The following is a 26,171-nucleotide window of genomic DNA, read 5'->3' on the forward strand; positions in this document are numbered from 1 at the left end:
CCATGAAGACGGTTTTGATAGCCGATGATTCTCCCAGCAATCTGCAATTGCTGCACGATATTCTGGCCAAGTCCGGTTACGAAGTCCTGGTGGCGGAAAACGGAGAGGAAGTCCTGGAGATCATCGAAGATGAGACGCCGGACATTTTTCTGCTGGACATCATGATGCCCGGCATGGATGGGCTGGCTCTGTGCCGTAGGATCAAGGCCAAGAGCCGCTTCACGGCCACGCCCATCGTTTTCATCACGGCCAAGAATTCCTCTGACGACATCGTGCGCGGCTTTGCCGCCGGAGCGGTGGACTACATCCCCAAACCATTCAACGAGGCGGAGATCCTGGTCCGGGTGCAGACCCACATCCGGCTGCACGACGTGCTGCTGGAACTGGAGCGGCTGCGTCAACTGGCCCTGGATGCCAACCCATTGACGCAGTTGCCCGGCAACAACTCCATCATCAGGGCCATCTCCGAGGCCTTGAAAGACGAGCGGTCCCTGAGCGTGGTGTACGTGGACATCGACAACTTCAAGGCGTTCAACGATAAATACGGGTTTGCCGCCGGGGATCAGGTTCTGCGCTTCACGGCGAGCCAGATCGTCGCCGCCGTGGAGACGGCCTGTGGCAAGGGGCGGATGGTGGGCCACGTGGGAGGCGACGACTTCGTGTTTATCACGCCGAAGGACTGTACCCAGGACGCGGTGGATCGGCTGATCCAGGGTTTTGACGAAGGTATCCGCTTGTTTTACAAGGAAGAAGATCTGGAAAAGTGCGTGATTCGGGTGACGGATCGTGCGGGAAAGCTCCGATTCTTTCCGCTGATGACCATCAGCCTGGGAGTGGTGGAGCTGGAAAAAAACGCCTTCAGTCACCACCTGGAGGTCTCCGCCGTATGCGCGGAGGTTAAGAAAGTCGCCAAGGAGATCCCGGGAAGTTCCTTTTTCTCCAACCGCCGAGGCGGCCCCGGCGGTGCATGAAAGGAGCGGTGCCACGATTTGATTTCAAGGCGACCAGAATCACCCTGAACCATCAGAGCGAAATTCCGGACAGGGCCGTTTCCAGGCCTTCCTTGCTCAACGGCTTGGTCAGATAGCAGGTGGCCATGCCGTGAAAAAAAGCTTGGCAGACGTTTTTCTGGTCCTCAAGGCAGGAAACCATGATCACCTTGACCTCGCTTCCAGGGGAAACGCCACGGTCTTTTTCCGCCTCGCGGATGGTCTCCAATGCCCCATGGCCGTCCATGACCGGCATTATGATGTCCATGAGGATCAAGGTGTAAGGGGCCTGTTCGTCCAGAGCCATGACGAACGCCTGAACGGCTTCCTCGCCGTTGGCGGCCATGTTGATCCGGGATGCCTTGTCGCGTAGGAACGACTGCAACACCACGCGATTCGCCAAGTCGTCATCGACGATCAAAACTTTCATACGTCCTTGCCCCATAATGCTTGGGAAGATGAAATGCCGGGTTACGGATCGTGATTGTCTTCGCGAATCCCGTGAACAACGGTTGTTCAGCCGCCATCCAACCTTGGCAGGTGTTTGCGCAAAACCTGCTCGACATCCTGGATGGTCGTGGGTTTGGAGAGATAGTCGTTCATGCCGTAGTCCAGGAATTTTTCCCTGTCCCCGTGCATGGCGTAGGCGGTCAGGGCGATAATGGGCATCTTGGGATTGTAGCGGGAGCCGTCGTGAGCCCGGATGATCTCGGTGGCTTCCACTCCGTTCATGACGGGCAACTGAATGTCCATCAGGATGCAGTCCACGGTTTCCCGCTCCAACAATTCCAGAGCCTGACGTCCGTCCTCGGCCTCATGAACGGTATATCCTTTTTTTTCCAGAAGTTTTTTGAGCGCGAATCTGTTGAGTTGGTCGTCCTCAACAACGAGAATTCGTGCGGGCATGACGTGCTACCTTGATTTTGCTCACGCCTCGTCCAAGACTTGTTCACCAGACGGAGGTAGGCTATTTATTTGGTGTAGACTGTTATTTGTCGGCGGATGCATGGAATATGCAAAAAAAAACAGAATAAATTCCAACTTAAAGCCAATCGTTGGAAAAAGCAAACCCGGGAAACGAGAAATCGGCCAAGCGATCTCTTTATTGACAACTGACTGACCGTTCCTTTCGTACTATGAACGCTTCTCATGATGACCGCAACGAATCGCATTCGCCTCTGATCGTCCGCGACCAGCGGCTGATAACATCTTGCGCCTTGGACATCATCGCCACTGTGGAGCGAACCCGGGGCATGCCCTTGCAGCCTCGGGACCGGATGGCCCTCAAGCTGTTGACACCTAGGAACTCGGCTCTGCTGGTTCATGATAAACAGCGACATCTTGGTTGTCGCCAAGTCAGCTTCGATATTCTGACCGAGGATATCGGCCTGGGAGCGCACCACCTCGTCCCGTCCGGGATTCACGTCCTTAACCGTGAGGGCGTCTGGTGGAGCGATACTTACGGAATTGGGCGTTTTCTTTGGAATCTTTATGTGGACGAGAATCCTCAGGCTGGCATGATGCGAGTTCTGGAACGACTGTTCAAATTTGAAGTTTCAGGAGTATTCGGTCCTAGGGCCAATTTTTCGATTCGAGAAAAGACTGGAACCATAGAAGGCGATGTCCGTCCTGACCTGCGGTTGTACATCCATCGTCGCGAAGGAAGCGTGGAGACGTCCTTGCGAAAGTTGATCAAGGCCCAGGCTATTTTTCGTCCCAAAGACCTGGGACTACAACTTGATGGAAACGAGAGCGGCCGGATAGCCCTTTTGTTCGGCAAGTCAAAACGCTACGCGGTCAGCTTCACCATGCGAAAAAATTAGGGTAGCTATCGCGACATGGCGGCTGTGGGGCACAGGTAAGCCACTGCTTGTAATTATGTTTGTTTTAACATATCAGATTGTCCATGAAAAAGAACATATCCCCATCCATACGCCTGCACCTCTGGCTGGAAAACGACCGGGGGGCGCTGATCGGCCTGGGACGGGCCATGCTTTTGGCCAGGATCAGGGAGTATGGTTCGTTGCGCCGGGCCGCTGAAAGCCTGGGGATCTCCTACCGGGCGGCCTGGGGCAAGATTCGTCAGGCCCAGGAGTACCTGGGAAAGGATCTGGTGCGCAAGGAAGGCAAGGGGTACGTGCTCACCGACTTTGGCGAAGATTTGGCCGACGGTTTTTTGAAATGGCATGATGAAGTGGAACGTCGCGCCCTGGCCTTGGCCCAGGAGCATTTTCCGTGGCCGGTTCTTCCGTATCGCGTCTACCCCGTTTCGTTGAACCCGCCCAAATCCCGCCCATTCGCATCTCCACCGTTCGAGACCCCTCTGTCCGATCCCGTTTCAACTCCAACCGATTGCGTTGACAAGGAGCTACAATGAGCACTGAAAAGCGTGCCGAAGGCCAAAGCATCTCCATTGGTTCCCGAACTTTCGACGATTTCGTCCTGCAGGTGCGCGATTTTCACGGTTCCGCCGCACCGGGACTGGTTTTGGGGGGCTTCATGGTCGAAGAGGCTCGACGACATCTTCCCGAAGGTACAATTTTCGACGCCATCTCGGAAACCACGCACTGCCTTCCGGACGCCGTGCAACTGCTCACTCCCTGCACCATCGGCAACGGCTGGCTGCGGGTGATCAACCTGGGTCGGTACGCTCTGACCTTGTACGACAAATATTCCGGTAGCGGCGTCCGGATCTACCTGGATACTGAAAAGGTCGCGGACTGGCCGGCCATCCGGACTTGGTACTTGAAGCATCTGCCCAAGAAAGAACAGGACAGCACGGCCCTTTTCGCGGAGATCAAGGCCGCGGGGGCTGAGGTGTGCAGCCTGGAGACGGTGCAGGTGGCTCCCCATCTGATGCAACGTAAAGGTCGGGGCGGCATCGTGGTCTGTCCGGTTTGCAAGGAAGCCTATCCCCAGTTGGACGGGCGGATCTGTCGGGCCTGCCAAGGAGAAGCCCCCTATGTGGAGAACATGGCCGCTCCGGTCGCGCCCGCGCTCCGGGCCGTGTCCGTGGACCAGGCCGTGGGTCGCAAGGTCCTGCACGACATGACCAGGATCGAGCCCGGCAAGACCAAGGACGCGGTGTTCGTCAAAGGTCAGGAGATCAACGTGGGCGATATCTGTCGGTTGCAGCAGATGGGTCGGATGCGGGTCTATGTCCAGGAGTCCGAGGCGGAATCCGGCGAAGGAGCGGACTGGGTGCACGAGAACGAGGCTGCCGAGGCCTTTGCCCGTGACATGGCCGGGGAGGGGGTGGCGCTGCGTCTGCCGCCCCGGGAAGGCAAAGTGGACTTGCTGGCCGCTCGGGACGGGCTGCTCAACGTGGAGCGGGACCGCCTGGAAGCCTTCAACTTGGTTCCGGAGGTGATGTGCGCCTCCCGGCACGACGCTGTGCTGGTCAAGAAGGGCATGACTGTGGCCGGGACCAGGGCCATTCCGCTGTATCTGTCCCGGCATTTATTTTTTCGGGCCATGAGCGTCCTGGAGCCGGGGCCGCTGTTTTCCGTGTCGCCGCTGCGCAAGGCCAAAGTCGGCATACTGGTCACGGGCACGGAAGTGTTCCAGGGACTGGTGGAGGACAAATTCGTGCCCATTGTCGGTTCCAAGGTGCAGGCCCTGGGGAGCGAGGTTTTGGCCAGCCGGATCGTCCCGGACAGCAAAGAGGCCATCGTCAACGCGGTTCGGGAACTGCTGGATTTGGGCGCCGACCTGCTGATCACCACGGCCGGATTGTCCGTGGACCCGGACGACGTGACCCGCCAGGCCCTGCTGGAAGCGGGAGCCGAAGATCTGCTCTACGGCGCGCCCATCCTGCCCGGCACCATGACCCTTTTCGGGCGCATCGGCTCGGCCCAGGTCCTGGGTATTCCCGCCTGCGCGTTGTTTTTCAAGACCACCAGCCTGGATCTGTTCCTGCCCCGGCTCCTGGCCGCACGGAGCGTCAGCCGGGGCGAACTGGCTCGGATGGGGGCCGGTGCGCTGTGCATGCAGTGCCGGACGTGTTCCTTTCCCAAGTGCCCTTTCGGGAAATAGCCTTTGCTTTGGGAATCGAAACGTTATGCTGGAACTGACCGTTTTTCTCTGTGGGGCTGTGGTGATGATCCTGGAGCTGACCGGTTCGCGGATCATGGCCCCGTTTCTGGGTACTTCCCTGGTGGTCTGGACCGGGCTGATCGGTGTGGTCTTGGCCGCGTTGAGCATCGGCTATTGGTGGGGCGGTCGTCTGGCGGACCAGGGGGCGACCAGGTCCGGTCTGGCTTGGATCGTCTTCTGGGCCGGGGTGATGATCGCATTGACGGCGGTGCTTCAGGCCCCGGTTTTGCGATTGATCCAGGGCCATGTTCCCGGGCTGCACCTCGGGGTGCTTCTGGCCACCGTGAGCCTGTTCGGCCCGTCCAGCATCCTTTTGGGGATGATCGCTCCCTATGCCGTGAAGATGAAACTGGCCTCCCTGGAGCATTCCGGGGCCGTGGTCGGGCGGATGTACGCCCTGTCCACCATCGGCAGTATAGTGGGAACGTTTCTGGCCGGATTCGTTCTCTTGTCTTTTTTTGGCAGTCTGCCCATTTTGCTGGTCCTGGGGGCGGTTATGTCTTTACTGGCCATGGCCTTGTCTCCGCGTTCAGGCCTGGTGGTGAAAAGCGGTTTTTTGGCTGTGCTGATCGTGGGCGGATTTCTGCATGTCCAATATCGACAGGCCTTGGCGGCCCAGGGCTACTTTGATCTGGACACGGCTTACAACCGGATCATCGTGGCCGAGGCTGAAGATGAGAGCTCGGGTCGCCGAATGCGGATCATGTCCACCGGGCCGGGCTGGCTTCAGTCCGCCATGTACCTGGACGATCCCGTGGAGCTGGCCCTACCGTACACGCGCTTCTTCCGGCTCGCCGAGCTGTACGCTCCTGATCATCGGCGGGTACTGATGGTCGGCGGGGGCGGGTACTCGTTTCCCAAACATCTGATGCGGACCCGGACTGACCTGGAACTGGACGTGGTGGAGATCGACCCGGTCTTCACCGAACTGGCCCGGAATTATTTCGGGTTTGATCCGGACGGGACGCCGGGGCAACCGGTCGTCATCCATCATCAGGACGCCCGCCGCTTTCTGAACCAGACCCACGCGCCCTACGACGTGATTATCCTGGATGCTTTCAGTTCCCATTATTCCGTCCCGTTTCAACTGACCACCCGCGAGGCCATGGAACGTATTTCCGCCAACCTGGCCGACCGCGGGGTGGTCGTTGTCAACTTGATCTCCGCCGTATCCGGCCCGGAAGGGCGGATGTTGCGGGCTCTGCTGGCGACCATGGACGCCGAGTTCATCCAGGTGGAGACGTTCCTGGTGGCCGACCCCGAGGACCCCGAACGGGTTCAAAACATCGTCTTGGTCGCCGGAAACACCCCGCTGCTCGAAGCTCATTCAGGGCACGGCCCTCCCGAGCTGACAGCCAAACTCGACCATCGCTGGCCGCATCCCATTCCCCGCGATCTTCCCGTTCTCACCGACGCTCTGGCCCCGGTGGAGCGCTATTTACCCTGATGTGGTATTATATCGTCAGTTGACACTAAAGCAATCAGCAGTCCGTTGAAAAAATCCCAATTGCTGCATCACTGCAAAAAGTTCAAACTCTCACGTATGAATAAATACGCTTCGACCTTGAACTTATTTTGCTCCTTGCACCTGGGTTTTTTGAACGGACTGTCGGATAAGGACTTTTTCAACACTCAGTTAGGGGTTTCGGAAACCCAAAAAGCACCTAAAATCGTTTCAGCTCGAACAACTTCTTGGTTTGCGTGGAGACGATGTGGAAGTACTTGTCCTGGGGGATGTAGATGTACGGGACGTCTTCTTGGCGACGATACAGGAAGTAGGAGAGGATCATGCGGTTCACGGCTTGGTGGCCGATAATCACGATGTGTTCCGCGCTGCCGCTGAGGTACAGTGCTTTCTTGATCCCGAGTTGGATTCGGGTTTGTAGGGTGATGTAACCTTCTCCGTCGGGGTAAATGTAATGATATTTATCCATGCTGCGAGCGATATGAATTTCCGGATGGCGTTCCCGGATTTCGTCATATGTCAATGAATCGCAGATTCCGGATTTGATTTCGTCGAACTCCGGCAAAGGGACGTGTTTGCATTCTCCCTGGGCCCCGATAATCGGCTGAGCCATTTGAATGGTCCGGCGCTTGGAGCTGGTGAAAATGAACGGAATCCGGGTCGTCTGGAAGTGTCCGCCCAGCAGCTCGGCTTGACACAGGCCTTTTTCAGTGAGCGGGGAGTCTCCGCCAATGCGCCGTTCCTGGTTGTAATAGGTTTCACCGTGCCGGATCAGGTAGAGGTTCTGGATCATGTCCGAGACCAGGATGTCCCGAATCCGCGGATAGTGAGGAATATTGTCGGAAGTTTTTTCCTGGACGACTCGGTTTTGTAGGGAGTTGAGTACAACGTGGTTGCTTTCCCGGTCCAGGGGCTCGTACTGGCCAGCGTAGAATTGGATACGATCCCTAAAATTCCTGATCGCCTCGGACATGGTCATGTGCCCGAATTCCGAGATTTTTGTTTTGTGGGCAATGCTGGTGGCCAGCAATTCTTCGTCGTCGTTGACGCATTCAATGAACAACACCGGGATTCGTTCCATGGCCCGGCAGATTCTGGAGCGGCGTTCCCGACTGATATTCGTGGCGTCGAGAATAGCGATATCTCCTTGTTCTTCAAGGAATTGTCTGGCGGTGTCCAGATTCAGCCGTGCAATCCACTCCCGCAGCCGGACCCCCTCCTGATTCTCTGGGCTGAAAAAAGACGCGGACGCCGTGTTTTCGGGGAGCATGCTCCGGCGAATCTCGCCGTTGTTGAAGATCGCCACGTTGATGTTTTCCTCTTCCAGGCTCTCCCGAAGGCGGCAGGCAATAGTGGACTTGCCCCGGGCCGGAAGACCGACCATGACGATGCAGAGTTTTTTCATGATGTTGGAGTATAATCAGGGAGCAAGGCATGCCGCCATTTCAAGACTGTGGTCGCTGAGTCAGGAGGTAAAGAGCCAGGGGGATGGTCGTGGCCGTACGACGCCATGGCTGTCGTAGTCGAAATTGTTTTCAAAAAAAGAACGTCACAGGCATGTTCGGGGTTGGAGTCAGAGATTGTCCAATCGTATTCAGCCCTTGCCGGACTCGATGATTCGTTGCAGGCGCTGCGCACTGGCTTCTTTTGCTTCTCCACCATGTCCGGTCCGCGATCCTTCTTCTGCGCAGAGCTTCCATGATTCAGCCACGCGCCGTAGCCGATTACCGGACAAAGCCAGGCGGTTCGCGACTTCGGGCAAAAAAGAAGTCTTCTCGGATGCCGTTTTTCCAAGGTTTTCCAGCTCCGTCAGTACTTTCTCCAGGCGGCTCAGCACATCCTGAATGGAAGTCTGCTCTGCGTCTACCGCCTCCGGTCGGACCTGACCCGGAAGGTCCAGACCCTGAAACAGCGTGTTTAGCGAAACGGTCCAAAAACCTTCGATGTTGGAATACAACTCGTCGCTTGCTTTGCGGCGGGTCAAGAGAGAGGCGATTCGGGCCACTGCCGTCAGTCCCACTGAGCGAGGGGACAAGGCCATCGGGGGCATGGCTTGGGCCGCCGCCTGCCGGAACAGGGGGTCGTCCGGCACAGCGCCCAATGGCAAAACCACGGTCTGCAAATGCTTCTTGCAGACCGCCGCGAAGCGCTGGGTGAGCATGGCATGGTCAAAGCCTTGATGAACCCTGTTCACCAGAATGTAGGGAGCCTGGCGCATGCCGTTTTGCCGGAGCACCTTGAGCAGGGCATAGCCATCGGTCACGGACGTTGGTTCCGGGTTGATCACGATGATCTGTTCCCTGGCGGCCAGGCAAAAGGCCACAACCTGACGATGGATGCCCGGTGCGTTGTCCAGGAGTAAAAAATCATAGTGGTCGAGGGATTTGATTTTGGACAGAAACATGGCCCGGCGGGCTGGTTCGAGATCGGCCAGGGCCGCGGCTCCGGAACCTCCGGAAATCACGTCCAACCCTGGTCGGACCCTGGTGAGGGCTCTTTCCATGGGAATTTCGCCTATGATCACGTCCTCCAGGGAATAACGGGGGGTCAGTCCCAGAAGCACGTCCACATTGGATAGCCCCAAGTCCACGTCCACCAGACAGACGTTTCGCCCACTCTCCGCCAAACTCCAGGCCAGACAGACCGCCACCGATGTCTTTCCGGCTCCGCCCTTGCCGCTGGCAATGGCAATGGTCCGGGTTTTGGGGCTCTTGTTCAGCTTTGTCCCCGGTCCGTCGCGCACGGCATCCAGAGCCGAGACGAGAAGGGGATTTGCGGATGTCCTCTTTTTATCTGTGGGGAAAATCGGGCTGATCCATTTCATGGCTGTATTGCGAGAATCACATGCAGAGGATGTTGGGAGGGGCATTCAAGCCCGGACGGTGACCAGCGTCGACTCTGTCATAAATAACAACGGGGTGGTTCAGAGTAGGTTGATATGTTGCCGGAATACCCAAAAAAAAGCGGGATGCAACATCCCGCTTTTTTTTGGGTCAAGCTCCCGTACTTTGTGCGTGGCGAGCTTTCAATTCTCCTGCAACAAGCGCAAAAACGGGCTGGATGGGGTCAGGATGACCTGGGTATTTTCGCCGATGGTCTTTTTGTAGGCTTCCAGGGTGCGCAGGTACTCGTAGAAATCGGGTGCTTGATTCAGGGCCTCGCCGAAAAGCTTGATGGCCTGGGCATCTCCTTCACCGCGAAGTTCTTGGGAGGAACGGTTGGCCTGGGCGATGAGAATGACCCGTTCCCTGTCGGCCAGGGAGCGAATGTTGGCCGCGGTCTCTTCGCCTTCGGCGCGGTAGGTCATGGCCTCTCGTTCGCGTTCGGCGATCATTCGGTTGAAGACGGCCCGCTGGGTTTCCGCCGGCAGGTCGGTGCGTTTGATCCGCACGTCGACGACCTCGATGCCGAATTCCCGGACCAGTTCGTTGCTTTTCGTGGTCAGCTCTTCCATGATCTGGGAGCGCTTAGTGGTGATCACTTCTGTCATGGTGTGCTGGCCAAGCAGGGCACGAAGTTCGGCGTAGACGATGTCGTCCAGCCGGGCCTGGCCCATGGGCAAGGTGCGCAGGGTGGTGTAGAAACGCAAGGGGTCGATGATTCGCCACTTGGTGTAATTGTCCACCATCATGTTCTTTTTGTCCCTGGTCAGGATTTCCGCTGGACGGGAATCGTAGTCCAGGATGCGGGCGTCGAAGAATAGGACGTTCTGGACGAAAGGTAGCTTGAAATGCAACCCGGGGTTCTTGACGTCCCCAATGGGTTTTCCGAGCTGGAGAACGATGCCCCGTTCCCTTTCGTCAATGGTATAGGCACTCTGCGTGACCACCAAAAAGCCGATGACTAGGGCGACCAGGACCACGGGGAGGGTCAACTTAGGAGTTTTCATTGTGCTCGACCTCCCCGTAAGGATGGCGCGGCTTCCGAAGCCTCGGGGCGTTGCGCCTTGGGCGTGATGTGGCTGAGGGGAAGATACGGCAAAACTTGGCTCAACGCGCTGTCCGAGATGAAGGTCTTCATCAGTTCCGGATTGCTCAAAACCTCCTCCATGGTTTCCAGGTACAGCCTGGTCCTGGTCACGTCCGGGGCTTGGTTGTATTCCGTGAGCATGGACAGGAAGCGGTGGGCTTCACCCTCTGCGCGTCGAACTACGGAATCCTTGTGGGCTTCGGCCTGGTTGATGATCACCGCGGCTTCACCGCGGGCCCGGGGGACGATGTCGTTGCGGTAGGCCTCGGCTTGATTTTGAATGCGCACGGCGTCCTCTCGGGCGCGGACCACGTCGCGGAAGGAGTCGATGACCGGCTCCGGCGGTTGAACATCCTGCAACTGGACGGCAAGGATTTGAATGCCGGACTCGTAGCGGTCCATGATGGTTTGCAACAATGCTCGGGTTTCATCCTGAATAGCCGGTCTGCCGTCTGTCAGGGCCGCATCCAGCATGTTGTAACCAATGACCTCGCGCATGGCCGCTTCGACGGCGCTTTTCACCGAGGCGTCGGGCATCTGGATGTTGAATAAGAATTTGACCGGATCGTTGAGCTGGTACTGAACGATAAATTGAACGTCCACAATGTTTTCATCACCGGTGAGCATGTGTGACTCTTCCGGGACGACCCGGTACTGGGGCTGAGCGCCCGCGACCGTTGTTTGCTCAATGGTCCGGTAGCCGATTTCAAAACGGCGAACCTGCGTTACCTTGGGAGTCTGAACGGACTCGAAAGGGAAGGGGATACGGAAGTGCGGTCCTGGATCGGTTATGCGGTTATAGGCGCCGAAACGTTGGACGACACCCAATTCGTCGGGATTGACGATGTAGATCCCCGAAGCAAGCCACAGCAGAAAAAGTACTAAAACTACGATCTTGCCGCCGCCAGGCAGCTTGATGTTTTTCAGCTTGTTCAACTGCTCGTTGAGTTGCGCGAGATCTGGAGCCCCGGGGGGGCCGTGCCTTTTCCGCTTATCTTGGAGTTTGTCCCAGTCCCAGTTCATGAAAGTCAACCTAAAGCAACCCTGATTCGAGGTCAAGACAAGTCGAGTTCAGAACATCACTCGGCCCGATGCGCAGACTACCTGGACTTGGCTTGAAGTGGAAATCCGCTTAAAGGGTCTTCCTCCGACGTCTTACTCTGAACCGTTAACTGCAATGAACCTTTCCGAGGAGCATGACGATGCTGATCAAGCGGGAAATATTCCGGGCCTATGACATTCGTGGAGTTGTGGATCGTGATTTTGACGAAGCGTGGGTTGAGGTACTGGGTAAGGCGTGTGGGACATTTTTTCTCAAACGAGGCCAACGTCAGGCCGTTGTCGGGCACGATTGCCGACATAGCTCTCCAGGTTATCAAGCCGCGATGATCAAGGGACTCCTTTCCACGGGCGTGGACGTGCTGTATATCAACATGGTTCCCACCCCTCTGTTCTACTATGCGGTAAAGAAGTTCAACCGCCAAGCTGGGGTGATGATTACAGCCAGTCATAATCCACCGGAATTTAACGGTTTCAAGGTCTGGTCCGGTGCCGGGACGATTCATTCCGCTGATGTTCGGGAGGTCTATGAGATCATGGCCAGCGGCGAATTCAACATCGGGCAGGGGATCGCCTCCCAACACGATGTGGTTCCGGCGTATCTGGAGGAACTTTCAGCCCAGGTCCGACTCCCTGCTCCCGTCCGGGTCGTCGTGGACGGAGGCAACGGGGCTGGAGGGGCGATTTGCGCCGAACTGCTGCGCCGGGTTGGCGCCGAGGTGGTGGAGCTTTACTGCGATCCGGACGGGAACTTCCCGAACCATCACCCGGACCCGACCCGAGACGAGAACAACGCGGATCTCAGGGCCAAGGTTCTGGAGGTCAAGGCCCAAGTGGGCATCGGGCTTGACGGCGACGCGGACCGTATCGGCGCTTTGGACGAAAAGGGGACGATGATCTACGGGGATCGGCTTCTGGCCATCTTTTCCCGCCAAGTGCTCCAGGACCGGCCCGGCGCTACGGTGATCGGCGAGGTGAAGTGCTCGCATTTGATGTTTCAGGACATTGCCGAGCATGGCGGAAAGCCGATCATGGGCCAGACCGGCCACTCACTGATCAAGGCCAGAATGCAGGAGACCGGGGCGGTTTTGGCCGGGGAAATGAGTGGACATATGTTTTTCGCGGACCGGTATTACGGGTTCGACGACGCGCTCTACGCCGCGCTGCGCCTGGTGGAGATCATTGGCAAAAATCCGGCCAAACCGCTGAGCACCTACCTCGATGAGTGGCCGCCCATCTTTTCCACTCCGGAAATCCGCATGGACTGCCCCGAGGAAATCAAGTTTCAAATCGTGGAGCGGGCGCAGGCTTTTTTCCGAGAACGTTTTAACGTGGTTGACGTGGACGGCGTCCGCATTGTCTTTCCCGATGGCTGGGGGCTGTTGCGCGCTTCCAACACTCAACCCATCTTGGTTTTACGCTTCGAAGCAGAGTCCGAGGCTCGGCTGAAGGAGGTTCGCGCATTGGTGGAAGAGCCTTTGGGGCTGTGGATTGGCGAATTGGCAAGAGGGTGAGGCAATACGGACCGATGGTTTTGATTCTTTCTTGCCCCCTGAGATTTTAACCGCAGAGGTCGTGGAATGCCGTTCGGAGTGAATCGAGATGCCGCCCCTTGGGAAGGGCTTTTGCGGGCTTTGGGCATGGTCTTCGTGTTCATGGGCGTGATTTGGCTCTTTTGGAAACACAACCAGCGCACCATAGAGATGCTGGATTCGCATCAAGTGGTCGTGGATCGTGGCGGGTTGCTGACCGATGCCCAGAAACAATCCGTCCGCGACTTGTCCCGGGCCCTGAAATCGTCATTCGGGCTGGATTTGCGGCTGGTTGTGTCCGAGGACGGGTTAACGCGACCGCAGGTGGACGCAAAGACCATCCACATTGGTATTGATCCCGAATCCGAGGTTTTTCATGTGGTTTTGCCGCCCATCGTGGAACGGGCACTGGGACAGGGTTTTATCAGGTACTTGGGCGAGGAGCATTTTGCCCCGTACTGGGCGAGCGGCAATTGGCAACGGGGGCTGGGCGAGGCCTTGAGCTTGCTTTGGAACGCTTTGAGCAGCCCGGAAGACGAATATGGCGAATATCATCACGATAAGAACGAGGGTCCACCGGGGGGCGGTTCCTACCGTGGAGTCGTGCGCGACGAAGGACCGGGAAAATGAGCGGGGACAATGTGACGAGAATCTATACCGACGGTGCGTGCTTGGGAAATCCCGGGCCGGGAGGATGGGGAGGCGTGGTGCTCGATGGTCTGGGACGCCGGGAGTTGTCAGGCGGCTACGGGTTGACCACCAACAACCGAATGGAGATGCTGGCCGTGATCGAGGCCTTGAGCCTCCTGGGTGACCGGTCCAAGGTGGAGTTGTATACCGACTCCAAATACATACATGACGCCGTGGAAAAGGGATGGCTGACCAAGTGGAAACGCAACGGCTGGCGGACCGCGGACAAGAAGGCGGTCAAGAACCAGGACCTTTGGCTGCGAATTGACGCCCTGCTCCAGACCCACGACGTGACCTTTCACTGGGTGCGCGGCCATTCGGGGAACCCGGAAAACGAGTGCTGCGACAGACTGGCCAGCACCGCCGCCCAGGGGAGCGACCTTCCCGAGGATGTCGGATACATCCGGTAGCGTTGAGGCGTTTCGCGAGAAAAAAGGCGTCCCGTTTCTGGGACGCCTTTTTTTGCGTGATTTGGGTCGGGGGAACTATTTCAGCCCGAGTTTTTCCTTGATGTAGGGAATGTCCACGTTGTTACTGACGACCTGGGCGCCTTGCTGGATCTTGACCATGTCCCGCAGTTTCAGGCGGGAGAGGATGGCGTCCATCTTCTTGGACATGGTGAAGGTGTCGTCGCGAACGATGATGATCGGAACTTCCTTGACCTCGGCCCGGGTCAGGATGATGTCGTTGGGGTAGATGTTTCCGGTCAGGATCAGGCAGGGGCATTCGCCTTCCAGGGCCACCAGCTGAACGTCGGAGCGGTCGCCGCCCATGATGATGGCGGTGTTCTTGTTCTTGCGGAAGTGGGTCATGAAGTTTTCGACCTGCATACTGCCGATCAGGAAGTTCTCCACGACACGATCGGTCTTGTCCTTGGCCGTGACCACCCGTCCGCCGAGCCGTTGGGCCAACTCGCCCACTTGGACCGCGCCGAGCAGCGGATCGCGGGGAAGAACCCCGAGAACCTTCACTCCGCTGCGCTCCAGAAAGGGCGTCAGGCGGTTCTTGACCTCGTCCATGTAGTCCGGGGGAATGTCGTTGAGAATCGCCCCGATCAGTTGGTCGCCCAGGGCGTCCTTGAGTACAGCTAGATAGTCGTAGTTCAATTCCTTGCCGTAGCGGTCGATGACGATGGACTTGATGCCCAGGGTGCGCACGACCTCAACCGCGTCCACGTTGCAGTATTTGCCGGAATACATGCTCCCGGAGCCGGCGACTATGGTCACGTCCTTGCCTTTGCTGACGGCATCGTAGCTGCGCTTGATGTCGCCCATCAGGTCGTGGGTCAGGCCGCCGAAGGCCTTGGTTTTGAAGTCCTCGGTGACCAGCACCGGGGTGACGAGTTCGGGATCTTCCTTGAGTCCCAGAACGTCCTGGACAAAGAACGCGTCTTCATCACCCATTTTGCCGTCCTTTTCAACGGGTACGGCGCCCACGGGCTTGATGTAGCCGACGTTCAGGCCGTCTTTTTGAAATTTGAGACCAAGCCCCATGGCTATCAGGTTTTTGCCTGAGTAGCCTGACGTCGAGCCCACATAAATACCGACCATAGGATGCCTCCTTGCGTACGTTCGTAATCGTGTAGGAAGATGATGCCTAGCGTGTAACGCCGAAAAACGTTTTGTGGACGTCCGACGACGCAGGCGTACTCTACGCCTGCCCATGAGCAATCGCAATATTTTTCGGGAAAGTCTTCTTCAACCTAGATAAAAGGCGCGTTCTTCTCGACGAAAGGTTCTGAAAGGCTCAATGAACGGGCTTGAGCTGAAAGGATACGTCGCGGCTTGATGCTTGACCGGGCATTTTTTTCCTTGATAGCTGGCGGGACGGATTAAGGTGGAAGTGTCAGGATGATCTGAACCAGCCCGATCCTGGGAGGTGAAAATGGACGACATTGAGCAGGTACAGGCGCGCATTCAGTATGCTTTTGGTGATGTCAAATTATTGAACGAGGCCTTGACGCACAGTTCTTATGCAAACGAGTCGCCCGGAAGAGGCCAGAGCAACGAGCGTCTGGAGTTTCTGGGGGATGCGGTTCTGGAGTTGTGCATAACCGAGGAATTGTATGTTCGCTATCCAGAGGCCAACGAGGGCCAGTTGACCACGTTTCGTGCCCTGCTGGTGAATGAAGGTGTTTTAGCAGGGCTGAGCAGGAAGCTGAAGATCGACCAAGTCCTTTTGCTGGGGCGTGGCGAAGAGAATCAGGGGGGGCGGCAGCGTCAATCGCTGCTCAGCGACGCTTTCGAGGCGCTTCTTGGGGCGATTTTTCTGGACGGGGGATACGCGGTGGCCAAACCGTGGGTTCTGGAGCGGTTCACTGGACTGTGGCCCAGGCAGATGGAACTGCCCGTGGAAAAGGATCATAAGACCAAACTTCAAGAGCTGACCCAACAACATTGCCGAGACCGGCCGGTATATTTTTTGGAGGGAAGTTCAGGACCAGAGCACGAGCGGACGTTTCATGTCCTGCTCAAATTGCCCAGTGGCGAGGAGTTTCGGGACTCGGGCAGCAGCGTCAAAAAGGCCGAGCAGAATGCCGCCCGTCAAGCCATGGTATTCCTTAAGCAAGGTTGACCTCGGCCCCTGATTCGTCAGTTCAGCCCCCGAAACGCCGCGTTTCGGGGGCTGAAGATTTTCAGGAGGTCAGCCGATGTCGATGGGACTCCAAATCGTACCGCCGATGCGGCTCAAGCGGTTGGTCGTGTTTAGCCGCTGATGAGCTGCATGGCCATCCGAGGCAGGGAGTTGGCCTGAGCCAGCATGGCCACCGCCGCCTGGGTGATGATCTGGTTGCGGACGAACTCGGTCATTTCCAGGGCCACGTCCGCGTCGGAAATTCGCGACTCCGCGGCCTGCAGGTTTTCGGCCTGGATGGACAGGTTGGTGATGGTGTTGGCCAGGCGATTCTGCAAGGAGCCGAGACTGGCACGAATATTGTCCTTGGAAAGGATGGCGTTTTCCAGGGCGTCGAGGGCGAGCTGAGCTCCCTCTTGGGTGGAGATGGAAAAGCCTGCTCTTGCTTCAAGGTGAGACGCGCTTGCAAAGTCTCGGCTTGCCGCATTGCCGACCCCGAGAGCGGATGCCGTGGAGTTACCGATGGCAATGTAGTAGTAGTCCTCGGCGCTGTTGTTGGATGGCCCGAAGTGAATTTTCAAAGGACCACTGGAGATAAGGCCGGCACCGTTATGATCTCCACCCCAATCCGCTGGGTTTCCAGAGCCTGTGGAAAGATTGCCGTTCAGCAGGTAAATTCCATTGAACTTCGTGGCATTGGCGATTCGGGTGATTTCCGAGGCCATGGCTTGGTATTCCGAGTCGATGATCAAGCGCTGATCGGAGTTGTAAGTACCTGTGGCCGCCTGGGTGGCCAGTTCCTTCATCCTGATCAGCTTTTCGTCGATGACGGCCAGGGCGCCGTCCGCGGTCTGGATCATGGAAATAGCGTCGTTGGCGTTGCGAATGCCTTGTCGCATGGAGGAAATCTCCGCTCGCATCAGTTCGCGGATAGCCAACCCGGCGGCGTCGTCCGCGGCGCTGTTGATGCGCAATCCCGAAGAAAGCCGCTCCGTGGACGTCCCGAGTCTGCCATAGGCGGCGGACAGGTTTCGGGCGGCGTTCTGTGCCATTAAATTGTTGTTGATTGTCAGAGCCATAGCTGAACCTCCTAAAAGGGTGACATCGTGATGCCTAGCTTTAAGCAAGGAGGGTGCCAACAGTGTTTAGTTGTTTTTTTTCAAATTGTTATTATTTGCTGTGGCGCTCTAAGAGCTATTTTGGAGACGTATATGTGCTAACAAGGTGATTTTCTTGCCAGTGCATATTGGCGAAGATGTGGGTGTTGAATTTTATTGTTTTGTTTTAGATTGTTAGGGTGGCCTTGTGCTTTTTGCGGTCATCACTCCCCGGTGAGCTTCCCGTGTCATTGTCATGACAATGGGCTGAAAATATTGCACGCCGGGATGAAGTCATTTGGTCTTGACGTCGCTCTTGAGACTTGTCGGGAGCCCCGCTAAAGATTTTCGGGCAATGGTCGATAAGAAGGATAAAGCGAAGATAGTGTTTTGGCGTCCCTGTTGATTGGGCAGCCTTTCCCCGACCTTTGAGGAAGTAGTGAGGATACAGCCATGCGTGTGGATAATAATTTTGAGACTCGGTCATATGTGTCGGGCGACCTTGGTGTTGCTTATGTTTTGAACGTGCCTGAAAGCGACAAGCTCGGTGCCCTCAGCCACGACAGGGACCGCGATGGGCATAAGGGCGACGATGCTCGTCAGAAAGGAAGAAGCGCCTTGATGGAGGCCATGGATGTGGCCGAAGAGCACCTGAAGGGAACCGGACTAAATATTCGATTGAAGGTTGCGGACAAGAGCGAGCGGCTTCAGGTTGAGGTGTTTGATCCGAAAACCAAGGAAGTCCTGCGACGTTTTCCCCCGGATGAGATTATCCGACTGGCTGAGTCCATTGACGAAATGGCCGGCTTGATCGTGGACAGATCGCTTTAGGGCTTCCATTTGAGACTTGGTGCCGGTGAAGGCTCGAACGTCGATTTCGTGTTGCTTCGACTTTTCGGGCTGGAAGGATCTTCCTTGTGGGGACATCGGGAATAGGATAAGGAAGCATCCATGCCCGGAATCGACTTGCATACCCACTCAACGGCCTCGGACGGCACCCTGGCGCCCACGGAACTGATTCAGGCGGCTAAAGATGCCGACCTGGAAGCCATTGCCCTGACGGATCACGACACCACAGGCGGACTGAAAGAGGCTGCCGCCGCGGCCGATGTAGCGGGAGTTGAGTTCATTCCCGGGTGCGAGTTGAGCGTGGTTTCCCAGAACGGCAACATGCATATTCTGGGTTACTGGATACCCATCGGCCCCAGCAAGCTGAGCGAGACGTTGCGCTTTTTGCGGGATCGCCGACATGAGCGCAATCATCTGATCATGGCCAAGCTTAAGGTCCTGGGCATGGATATTTCCTACGACGATGTCCTGGCCATGTCCGGCGGGGATGCCGTGGGTCGTCCGCATATCGCCCAGGTTATGCATGCCAAGGGCTACGTTCGAGAGCTGAGCGACGCATTCAAGGACTACCTCGGCTCCGAGGGCAAAGCCTACGTTCCCAAGGAAAAACTCGGACCCCGCCGGGCTATCGAACTCCTGAAGTCCGTGGGCGCGACCGTGGTGCTGGCCCATCCGTTCCTGCTCGGGCTGAAGGGGGCGGATTTGCGCGGTGTGTTGAAGCAGCTCAAGGAATTTGGACTGGATGGTATTGAAGCCATCTATACGCTGCACCGGCCGGATCAGACACGACTTTATCTCGACATTGCTCGGGACATGGACTTCCTGGTCACCGGCGGTTCCGACTTCCACGGCGCGGTTAAGCCGAACGTTCGGCTGGGCTCGGGTTTTGGCGAGTTGTTCGTCCCCGCGTCCTTGCTGTCGACCATGAAGGAACACCGAGTCAAGCTCGGTCTGCCCGTTTAGCGGTCGTTCAGTCCCTGTCCATCGTCCGGTCTTCACCAGCCTGCATTTGGGCGCGGAAACTTTTTCCGGTACCTTGTTCTTTCAGCTTCCTGACAACCCTTCCTCCTCGCCTTCATGTCGTCATCCCCGTTCCGTCCGGAACTGTTGGCCCCTGCTGGGAACCTCGCCAAACTGAAGGTCGCGCTGCGTTACGGCGCGGACGCCGTTTACCTGGGTGGATCGGCTCTGAATCTCAGGGCCGGCACCGGAGGTTTTGATCGGGACGCCTTGCGTCACGCGGTGGCGCTGGCCCATTCCGCAGACGTTCGCGTCTATTATTGTCTGAATGCCTTTCCCCTGGAAACCGACCTGGATGCTGTCCGTAACGTCTTGGCAATGCTTGGCGAATTAACCCAGGACTCGCGGGTCGACGGATTGATCGTGGCCGACCCCGGGGTTTTCGCCCTGGCTCGGAAGTTTTTGCCGGACATGCCTCTGCACGTCAGCACCCAGGCCAATACCGGCAACAGCGAGGCGGTGGAGTTCTGGCGGGACTTGGGAGCCAGGCGCGTCAATCTGGCCAGGGAATTGACATTGAAGGATATTCGCGGCCTCCGGCGGGCCGTGTCCGGCAGAGCACCGGGCATGGAACTGGAAATGTTCGTGCATGGAGCCATGTGTCTGGCCCTGTCCGGGCGTTGCTCCCTGAGCGCCCACCTCAACGCCCGTTCGGCGAACAAGGGCGGCTGCACCCAACCCTGTCGCTTCGCCTACAAGCCTCGGGCCCTGGCCCTGACCGTGGAGGAGCAGCTCCGGCCCGGAGACGTTTTGTGGGAGGTATGGGAAGGGGAGGACTTTACGGCTTTTTTTAGCCCTCGAGATCTGTGCCTGGTCAAATATCTGCCCTGGCTCCAGCGCAACGGCGTCGACGCCTTGAAGATCGAGGGCCGGATGCGTTCCGCCGCGTATGTCGCGCTGACCTGCGACGTATACCGTTCGGCTTTGGACGATTTGGGCCGAGGAAGTTTTAGGCCGGACCGTTATCTGCGTGAACTCGGGACCGCGTTGCATCGGCCCATGGATTCGGGCTTTTTTCTGCCCGGCGCTCCGGCCGTGACGGCGAATCGTTGGGAGTGTAGCGGCGACATGACCATGGTCGGACATTTGCTGCGGCGGGATGGACCTGGGCGCTGGACGACGCAGGTTCTGGATCGTTGGGAAGCGACCGGACCCGTGGAACTGGTCCTGCCGGGCTTGCGTCGGTCGGTGCTGCGGTCTGGAGAGTACGGTCTGGAGAATGAGCGGGGAGAAGCGATGCGCTTGGCGCATCCCGGGCAACGGGTGGTCTTGTACTGCGAGCACCCGGAATGCGGTTCGGATATTTTTCTGCGTCAAACCCAGAATCAACCCAGGAAACAACCGCGATGACCACCCAGATCACCCTGACCCGTCCGTCTTCTCTGGCCACGATCTCCGCGTTCGCTTTCAGGCCGTCGGCTGGCGTAAGATGGTCGCGATCAACTTGTGGCCATCTGCTCCAGACCTGTTTTATTCAACAATTTGATGGTCCGGCCCTGGACCTCGATCAATCCGGTTTCCGACATTTTTTTCAGGGTCCGGGAAAGGGTTTCCGGAGTGGTGCCCAGCAGGGTGGCCAACTGGCCTTTGGTCACGTCCAACTCCACCTGGTCCGCATGCGTCAGTTCCTCGCCGGCGTGCAGCAGGTAGGCGGCCAGTCTGGCGGGACTTTCCTTAAGGGATAAACTTTCCACCAGCTTCGTCAGCTGTCGCAGCCGCCTGGACAGATCGGCCAGCATGATCATGGCTAGATTCGGGTCGTTGGCCAGGAGGCGGCGAATGGCTCGCCTGGGAAAAAAAAGCGTGCGGGTTTCTCGCAAAGCATCCGCGTTGGCCGGGTAGGCTCCGCCGGAGTAGACCGGCACCTCGGCAAAAATTTCACCCGGCCCGACGAAGTGGAGCACCTGCTCCTTGCCCTCGAAGGACATTTTATAGATCTTCACCTGCCCGGAAACCACGAGAAAAAAGCCCGCGGCGTCATCGCCTTCCGAAAAGATCAGATCACCGGGACGATAGGTTATGGGCTCGGCAATCCTGGCTAAAGCCTGAATCTGACTTTCGGGAATCCCTTGAAAAACAGGGCTTTGGCTGAGCAGTAAAGCGGTGTCGTCGTGCATGGCGCTTCCCCCTTGATAGATCATGTACTCGACTGTTCCGCATCGACGAAGCGAACTCCGTATTTCTTCAAAAAGCGGATCGGATTGTAGGAGAGCTTGGCTTTGCGAAGCCCTTCGTCGTCCAGGTCCTGCTCACGGTTGACGTTTTCGAATCCGGTTGCGGCGTCGGCCAGGAACAGGTTGTTGATGGCCTGGTAGATGCCTTTGAACCTTGTATCGCCTTTCTCGAAGTGAATGACCACGGTGTCGGATGTTAACGCTTCGGCCACGGTATACGCGACGATCTCGCCTTCTACCTCCAAAGCCCCGCCCATCAGTCCCGGGATACGGTCCCACTCCTTGAGCACGCGCTCGATGGCCGTGTTTTCGGCCTCCAAGGCGTCGGAATCGACGCATTCCTTCCAGGTGCACCAATTGGACTGCATTTCCAGCACCCGCTCCACGCAGTCCATGTCCAGGGGGTGGTAGGCGGCTCGGTAGTTGCGTTGAAACTGGCGGAGCAGGTTTTTTTTCTTGTGAAAGCGATTGCCCTTGAGCTCAATCAGTTCCGAGACGGAATAGACGTAGTCCCATTGCCCTCGGGCTTCGCTCGGAATCATCCGTTCACCGAATGTTTTGCGCCATATTTCCGTCAGTTCCTCGGGAACGCGATGAAACGAGGCGTTGGCCAGACAGGGCCAGAGGGCGGCCCAGTCCACGTCGTTCCAGGGCCCCACGGGGGCCCAGAGTTGAGGCTCCGGGTTTTGTTGGCGCAGCCAGACAAGATTTTCGTCAAAACACCATTCCAGGCCGTACTCCTCGGCCCATCCGAAAATATTGGCGAAACTGAGGTCCGACGTTTTTTGCGGACAGCAGCCCAGGAGAGCCAAGTAGCGCTCCTGATCATGCAATGTGATCTGCTGGAATTCAAGCGGCATGGTGGGGTCGGTTTTATGTTTCGTCATGGGCATGTTGGCGGTCATGGTTTGAAGTGAGCGGATGAAAAAGCGCGATGACGTCGGCGTCGGGGGGCGTTGCGGTTTGTGTGTCAGGGAGTCCATTCCGTGGACCGGAGGTCTGTGGCTAAGTTGGCGATCAGAGCGGCGACCACAAGGCGATGGATTTTTCGGGCCGCTTCGGGGGTGATATTCTCCAACTCCAGAAAAGCCTTCGGTGTAAGTAGAGCGATTTGTACGGTGGACTCGGCTTGGTAGCCGTGGGAGGAACGCCAGGTGCCGTAGGCCGCGGGTTCGCTGAAAAAAGAGCCCGGTCCCAAGGTCCGCAACGTGCTGCTGCCTCCCGAGGTGTCCGTAAATCGTTCCAGAACCGCGCCTTGGCGCACGAATATTATTCCTGGACCAAGATCGCCCTGACCGAGGAGCGTCTGGCCCGGGGGGAAGGTTTGAGATTCAAGATAGGGTTCGATCGCGCTGAGCAAACTCTCGATTGTTTCCTGGCGGTTCAATTCGGACAACAGTTCGTCCGCCACGGTGTCGAACAGTTCGTCCCGGTCGTGTTGGGCCTGTTCCGACTGTTCGGCTAGGGCGGCGTGAGCGGAGCGGATGATGTCGTCTTCGCACCACTCCAGCGCCGTGTTGCCGCTGGGGAACACGTTGTACGATCGGGCCTGGTCTTCGCCGCCGATCTGCCTGAGCAGGTCCGTGAACAGGTCCGGTGGCCCGGCCAGAAGAAAAGCGACGTTTCGCGAGGACATTCGCTGAGCCAGTCGGACGAAGTTGTTGACCGCGGAGACATCGAACCCGGAAACATTCTGAAAATCGACGAGAATGTAGCGTGTGGAGTCGTCATGCAGCGCCTCCATGACGGACGTGGTCAATGAGTTCACGGAGCCGAAAAAGAGAAAGCCGTTGAGCTTGAAAAGACGCGCGCCGCGTCCATGAACGGTCAGCAGATGCTGATGAGGAATCGGACGGGACTTGCGACTGCGGGTCCGGGAAATGTTGGATACGGCCTCAATGGCCGGGATACGGCTGATTTTGGCCGTGAACAGGGCCACCGTGGCCAAAAGGCCCAGCAGGACGCCTTGGAGGTAGCCGAAAACGCCGATGGTAGCGAAGACGGTGAGCACCACGATATAGTCCGGTCGCGGCATGCGTTTGCGGGTATCCACGATCCAGTCGGATATAAAGAACAACCCGATCAGGAGCAGGAAACCGCCCAAAAGGGCCTTGGGAAAAATGGAAAGAACCTGTCCGCCGAAGAGGAGCGTCCCGGCCAGGACCAGCGCGGCGGTCAGTCCGACGATGCGCGTGTCCGCGCCGGTTTTGAAACCGAGCATGGACAGGCTCAACGCGCTGTACCCGGCGTGGGATCCGGTCAGGGCGGCCAGGGCGTTGCCCCCGCTGTTGACCAGCAGCTCCCGGTTTAGGTCCAGGTCACGACGGGCGGCCAGTTCGATGCCTCCGGTGTTCAGCAGTAGACCGAGCAAGGCGATGAACGGGATGACGGCCAAGGTGGGAATTTCTCGTACAAGGGCGGCCCACTGGACATGTTGCAGGTCCAGTGGAGTAAATGGAGGCCAGATGTTGGCCGAGGAGAAGGACGAAAAAAACAATCTGAGTTCTCGGGCTTGGGCCATGTCCAGGCCGAGAAGCGGGAGGGCCGCATGGTACAGAACCAAGGCGACGACCATGGAGCCGGGGAGGATCAGGAAATGGGACCAGCGGCGCAGGCCAAAAAACAGCAGCCCCGCGTAAACGACTCCAGGCGCCCAGAACGGAAGGAGCTCGCGGGACAATAAAGATGGCAGGGCGTCCCACGACAGGGAGATTCCGGTCATCACCTCCAGGCTGCCCTTGGTCAGCAGCCATCCGGTCCCGGCCAGAAAACCGGCCACCACAGGATAGGGCGTGAAACGGATGTAATCGGCCAGTTTTTTTTTCGCGACCAGGAAGAAAAAGGCGGCCGTGGCCAGGGTGGAAAGCATCAGGGCCGCCACCACGGTGATGAAAGCCTCTTCCGTGTGGCCCATGCCCAAGGTGGCGGCGATGCCCGCCGCCGCTCCGGTAAAAATGGCCACCGGAGCATCCTGGGGCAGGTTGACGTTGGAACGAAAACCGCTGAACAGGGCCGTCACCGCGAGCAGCACCGCGCCTCCGGCCAGGGTGAGCCCCATGCCGCGCTGGGCGTGGGATTCCAGTGGGCCGGAAAAGATCATCGCGGCCAAGGAAATTTGGATCACGATCGCCATTAGGCTGATGACCAGCCCGATGCTGATGCCGGCCAGGGCTTTGGGCGATCCCAGGTCTGTTAGGATATCCCTTGGTAATAGCGATATTTTGGCCATTGGATGGAACGTAAAGGGGCTTTGGGCTGAAGAAAGCGGTCTTTGGTTTGAACAACTCGTTAAAACCGGATGGCGTGTAATTAGGCCTGAATCGCGGATTGCGCAAGGATGCGCCTGGCGGATCATTACGGCGTGTTTTTCAAATTCGCTTCCTTCCCCTTGCTAAATCCATAGCGATCATTATAATAGTACTTCCCTTCGGGGGCGCCCTGGTTTCGACGGGGATGATGAAACCACGGCTGCAGGCCGAGGTGCTGCGAGGCCTCGTAAAACACGCAGCAGGCATTCAACTGCCAACGATCACGAATACGCCCTGGCTGCTTAAGACAGCCAGCGTTTCTCCGGCCCATCGCCTGGTAAGCCGATAGAAGCGACGACACTTCAGGCTGGCGTTGATTCCTTTGTTCGTCGGGAGTCAAAGCGAGACACAGACGAACTGGCCGCGGGGCCGCCCGGACAGGGGCAATCCCCAAGGCGAGAACTAAAACCTGTCCTAAGCCTGTAGACGTCGCTGGCGGACCGTTCTCGGACGGGGGTTCGATTCCCCCCGCCTCCACCAAAATCATATCGCAACAGCCCGTCTTCCTGGATCATTCTCCGGGGGGGCGGGTTTTGTTTTCCCTTTTGAGCCGAAGAAGAACACGAAAAATTTTGCCTGAGCATGTGAGCAGGCCAACTGGTTCGACATTTTTCTTGTCTTTGCGGTTATCAGAAGTTGTTCCTTTCGCCTTTGTTCGAAAAAGGAAAGAACATGTTAAAGACGAACTACGCTCAAATCGCGTATTGTTCCGGCTTGCTGAATACTCGGGTCGCAGAAAATGACGCCGATGGGCTGGAAATCCGGGGCGAGTCGGGTGCAACGGATGAGCTCGGCGGGGAAAGCCGCTCCGAGGATGTGCTGGAGGGAGTCGTCGCCATCGTGGACAGCTTGGACGAATGGCAAAAGCCGGGAGGGAGGAGCGGGCCTCAGTCTTGGTCGTTTTCGGCCATGGGAAAGTCCACCTTGATCTTGTAGGTCTTTTCCGCGGGCAGATTCAGGATTTCGATGCCGGTCCTGGCCGTGATCTCGGCCAGGGTTTCGCGGACTTTGTCCACGCTGGGCGCGATGAGGGTGAACCAGATGTTGTACATGTGCTGGCGCAGGTAGTTGTGGGTCACGCCGGGGTGGCGGTTCACCTCGGAAGTGAACTGGTCCAGTTTGTCTTCCGGAACCTGGGCCGCGCAGAGGGTGCTGGTCCAGCCCAGCTTGCGGGATTGGAAATTGGCGCCGATGCGGCGGATGATGCCCTTGCCCTTGAGGGCGCGAACCCGGGCCAGGGCCTCGGCCTCTGTCAGGCCGAATTGTTCGCCGATCAGGGCGTAGGGCCGCTGGTCCAGGGGGAAGTCGGTCTGGATCAGGTCCAGGATTTTCTTGTCAATCGCGTCCATG

The 26,171-nt window shown here is 57.6% G+C and carries 24 protein-coding genes and 1 other RNA gene; 13 read left to right on the plus strand and 12 right to left on the minus strand.

From position 1 onward, the window contains the following. Positions 1 to 2 precede the first annotated feature (2 nt). A complete protein-coding gene (locus tag C6366_RS01465) occupies positions 3 to 971 on the plus strand; it encodes a response regulator (protein WP_158269591.1) in 969 nt (322 codons plus the stop codon). A gap of 52 nt (positions 972 to 1,023) precedes the next feature. Here the strand turns inward: C6366_RS01465 and C6366_RS01470 are convergent, their stop codons facing one another. Further along, on the minus strand, positions 1,024 to 1,419 hold the full coding sequence (locus tag C6366_RS01470) for a response regulator (protein WP_107735582.1): 396 nt from the start codon (positions 1,417 to 1,419) through the stop codon (positions 1,024 to 1,026). A gap of 86 nt (positions 1,420 to 1,505) precedes the next feature. Further along, complete coding sequence (locus C6366_RS01475) at positions 1,506 to 1,895, minus strand: response regulator (RefSeq protein WP_107735583.1); 390 nt, start codon at positions 1,893 to 1,895, stop codon at positions 1,506 to 1,508. Between the two features lie 371 nt (positions 1,896 to 2,266). On the opposite strand from C6366_RS01475, the gene C6366_RS01480 reads away from it, so the two are divergent. The 4 genes from C6366_RS01480 to C6366_RS01495 all read left to right on the plus strand — a co-directional run bounded on the left by C6366_RS01480 (position 2,267) and on the right by C6366_RS01495 (position 6,531). Next, complete coding sequence (locus C6366_RS01480) at positions 2,267 to 2,812, plus strand: hypothetical protein (protein WP_199221392.1); 546 nt, start codon at positions 2,267 to 2,269, stop codon at positions 2,810 to 2,812. An 83-nt stretch (positions 2,813 to 2,895) separates the two neighbouring features. Further along, positions 2,896 to 3,366 carry a winged helix-turn-helix domain-containing protein gene (locus tag C6366_RS01485; RefSeq protein ID WP_107735585.1) on the plus strand — a complete coding sequence of 157 codons (471 nt, stop codon included), beginning with the start codon at positions 2,896 to 2,898 and terminating at the stop codon, positions 3,364 to 3,366. Continuing rightward, positions 3,363 to 5,024 carry an FmdE family protein gene (locus tag C6366_RS01490; RefSeq protein WP_233248357.1) on the plus strand — a complete coding sequence of 554 codons (1,662 nt, stop codon included), beginning with the start codon at positions 3,363 to 3,365 and terminating at the stop codon, positions 5,022 to 5,024. The genes C6366_RS01485 and C6366_RS01490 overlap by 4 nt, the downstream gene beginning before the upstream one ends. 25 nt (positions 5,025 to 5,049) lie before the next feature. Then, positions 5,050 to 6,531, plus strand: a complete 1,482-nt coding sequence (locus C6366_RS01495) for a fused MFS/spermidine synthase (RefSeq protein WP_107735586.1) — start codon at positions 5,050 to 5,052, stop codon at positions 6,529 to 6,531. Between the two features lie 217 nt (positions 6,532 to 6,748). Here C6366_RS01495 and C6366_RS01500 read toward each other — a convergent pair whose 3' ends face one another. The 4 genes from C6366_RS01500 to hflK all read right to left on the minus strand — a co-directional run bounded on the left by C6366_RS01500 (position 6,749) and on the right by hflK (position 11,541). After that, the gene (locus C6366_RS01500; protein ID WP_107735587.1) at positions 6,749 to 7,954 is read right to left on the minus strand and encodes a 6-phosphofructo-2-kinase/fructose-2,6-bisphosphatase; all 1,206 of its coding nucleotides are present in this window, start codon (positions 7,952 to 7,954) and stop codon (positions 6,749 to 6,751) included. A gap of 189 nt (positions 7,955 to 8,143) precedes the next feature. Further along, the gene (locus C6366_RS01505) at positions 8,144 to 9,292 is read right to left on the minus strand and encodes an AAA family ATPase (RefSeq protein ID WP_158269592.1); all 1,149 of its coding nucleotides are present in this window, start codon (positions 9,290 to 9,292) and stop codon (positions 8,144 to 8,146) included. A 282-nt stretch (positions 9,293 to 9,574) separates the two neighbouring features. Then, the gene (gene hflC / locus C6366_RS01510; protein ID WP_107735589.1) at positions 9,575 to 10,438 is read right to left on the minus strand and encodes a protease modulator HflC; all 864 of its coding nucleotides are present in this window, start codon (positions 10,436 to 10,438) and stop codon (positions 9,575 to 9,577) included. Next, entirely contained in the window at positions 10,435 to 11,541 is a 1,107-nt protein-coding gene (gene hflK, locus C6366_RS01515; protein ID WP_107735590.1) for an FtsH protease activity modulator HflK, read from the minus strand. The genes hflC and hflK overlap by 4 nt, the downstream gene beginning before the upstream one ends. A gap of 179 nt (positions 11,542 to 11,720) precedes the next feature. Here hflK and C6366_RS01520 point away from each other — a divergent pair, with 179 nt between their 5' ends. From C6366_RS01520 to rnhA, 3 genes are all read left to right on the plus strand, one after another. Beyond that, the gene (locus C6366_RS01520) at positions 11,721 to 13,091 is read left to right on the plus strand and encodes a phosphomannomutase/phosphoglucomutase (RefSeq protein ID WP_107735591.1); all 1,371 of its coding nucleotides are present in this window, start codon (positions 11,721 to 11,723) and stop codon (positions 13,089 to 13,091) included. A 66-nt stretch (positions 13,092 to 13,157) separates the two neighbouring features. Then, positions 13,158 to 13,739, plus strand: a complete 582-nt coding sequence (locus C6366_RS01525) for a hypothetical protein (RefSeq protein ID WP_107735592.1) — start codon at positions 13,158 to 13,160, stop codon at positions 13,737 to 13,739. Further along, on the plus strand, positions 13,736 to 14,209 hold the full coding sequence (rnhA, locus tag C6366_RS01530; RefSeq protein ID WP_107735593.1) for a ribonuclease HI: 474 nt from the start codon (positions 13,736 to 13,738) through the stop codon (positions 14,207 to 14,209). The genes C6366_RS01525 and rnhA overlap by 4 nt, the downstream gene beginning before the upstream one ends. 75 nt (positions 14,210 to 14,284) lie before the next feature. Here the strand turns inward: rnhA and C6366_RS01535 are convergent, their stop codons facing one another. Beyond that, complete coding sequence (locus tag C6366_RS01535) at positions 14,285 to 15,349, minus strand: phosphotransacetylase family protein (RefSeq protein WP_107735594.1); 1,065 nt, start codon at positions 15,347 to 15,349, stop codon at positions 14,285 to 14,287. Positions 15,350 to 15,683: 334 nt separating this feature from the next. Here C6366_RS01535 and rnc point away from each other — a divergent pair, with 334 nt between their 5' ends. Beyond that, a complete protein-coding gene (rnc, locus tag C6366_RS01540) occupies positions 15,684 to 16,373 on the plus strand; it encodes a ribonuclease III (protein ID WP_107735595.1) in 690 nt (229 codons plus the stop codon). A 131-nt stretch (positions 16,374 to 16,504) separates the two neighbouring features. Here the strand turns inward: rnc and C6366_RS01545 are convergent, their stop codons facing one another. Then, positions 16,505 to 17,452, minus strand: coding sequence for a flagellin (locus tag C6366_RS01545; RefSeq protein ID WP_107735596.1), 948 nt, complete (start codon positions 17,450 to 17,452; stop codon positions 16,505 to 16,507). 471 nt (positions 17,453 to 17,923) lie between these two features. On the opposite strand from C6366_RS01545, the gene C6366_RS01550 reads away from it, so the two are divergent. The 3 genes from C6366_RS01550 (at position 17,924) to C6366_RS01560 (ending at position 20,689) form a co-directional block, all read left to right on the plus strand. Next, positions 17,924 to 18,301 (plus strand): flagellar protein FlaG, encoded by a 378-nt coding sequence (locus tag C6366_RS01550; RefSeq protein WP_107735597.1) that lies wholly within the window; start codon positions 17,924 to 17,926, stop codon positions 18,299 to 18,301. A 120-nt stretch (positions 18,302 to 18,421) separates the two neighbouring features. Next, the gene (locus C6366_RS01555) at positions 18,422 to 19,282 is read left to right on the plus strand and encodes a PHP domain-containing protein (protein WP_107735598.1); all 861 of its coding nucleotides are present in this window, start codon (positions 18,422 to 18,424) and stop codon (positions 19,280 to 19,282) included. A gap of 114 nt (positions 19,283 to 19,396) precedes the next feature. Next, positions 19,397 to 20,689, plus strand: coding sequence for a peptidase U32 family protein (locus tag C6366_RS01560; RefSeq protein WP_107735599.1), 1,293 nt, complete (start codon positions 19,397 to 19,399; stop codon positions 20,687 to 20,689). An 89-nt stretch (positions 20,690 to 20,778) separates the two neighbouring features. Here C6366_RS01560 and C6366_RS01565 read toward each other — a convergent pair whose 3' ends face one another. From C6366_RS01565 to C6366_RS01575, 3 genes are all read right to left on the minus strand, one after another. Beyond that, positions 20,779 to 21,456, minus strand: a complete 678-nt coding sequence (locus C6366_RS01565) for a Crp/Fnr family transcriptional regulator (RefSeq protein WP_107735728.1) — start codon at positions 21,454 to 21,456, stop codon at positions 20,779 to 20,781. Between the two features lie 20 nt (positions 21,457 to 21,476). Then, positions 21,477 to 22,373, minus strand: a complete 897-nt coding sequence (locus C6366_RS01570; protein ID WP_107735729.1) for a DUF2156 domain-containing protein — start codon at positions 22,371 to 22,373, stop codon at positions 21,477 to 21,479. A gap of 110 nt (positions 22,374 to 22,483) precedes the next feature. Then, positions 22,484 to 24,742 carry an SLC26A/SulP transporter family protein gene (locus tag C6366_RS01575; RefSeq protein WP_158269593.1) on the minus strand — a complete coding sequence of 753 codons (2,259 nt, stop codon included), beginning with the start codon at positions 24,740 to 24,742 and terminating at the stop codon, positions 22,484 to 22,486. A gap of 200 nt (positions 24,743 to 24,942) precedes the next feature. Here C6366_RS01575 and ssrA point away from each other — a divergent pair. Next, positions 24,943 to 25,301: a transfer-messenger RNA gene (ssrA, locus tag C6366_RS01580) on the plus strand. 407 nt (positions 25,302 to 25,708) lie between these two features. Here the strand turns inward: ssrA and ahbA are convergent. Next, on the minus strand, positions 25,709 to 26,170 hold the full coding sequence (gene ahbA / locus C6366_RS01590; RefSeq protein WP_107735602.1) for a siroheme decarboxylase subunit alpha: 462 nt from the start codon (positions 26,168 to 26,170) through the stop codon (positions 25,709 to 25,711). Between the last annotated feature and the right edge of the window lies 1 nt (position 26,171).

Origin of the sequence: Desulfonatronum sp. SC1 (genome assembly GCF_003046795.1) — a bacterium.
GTDB lineage: Bacteria > Desulfobacterota > Desulfovibrionia > Desulfovibrionales > Desulfonatronaceae > Desulfonatronum.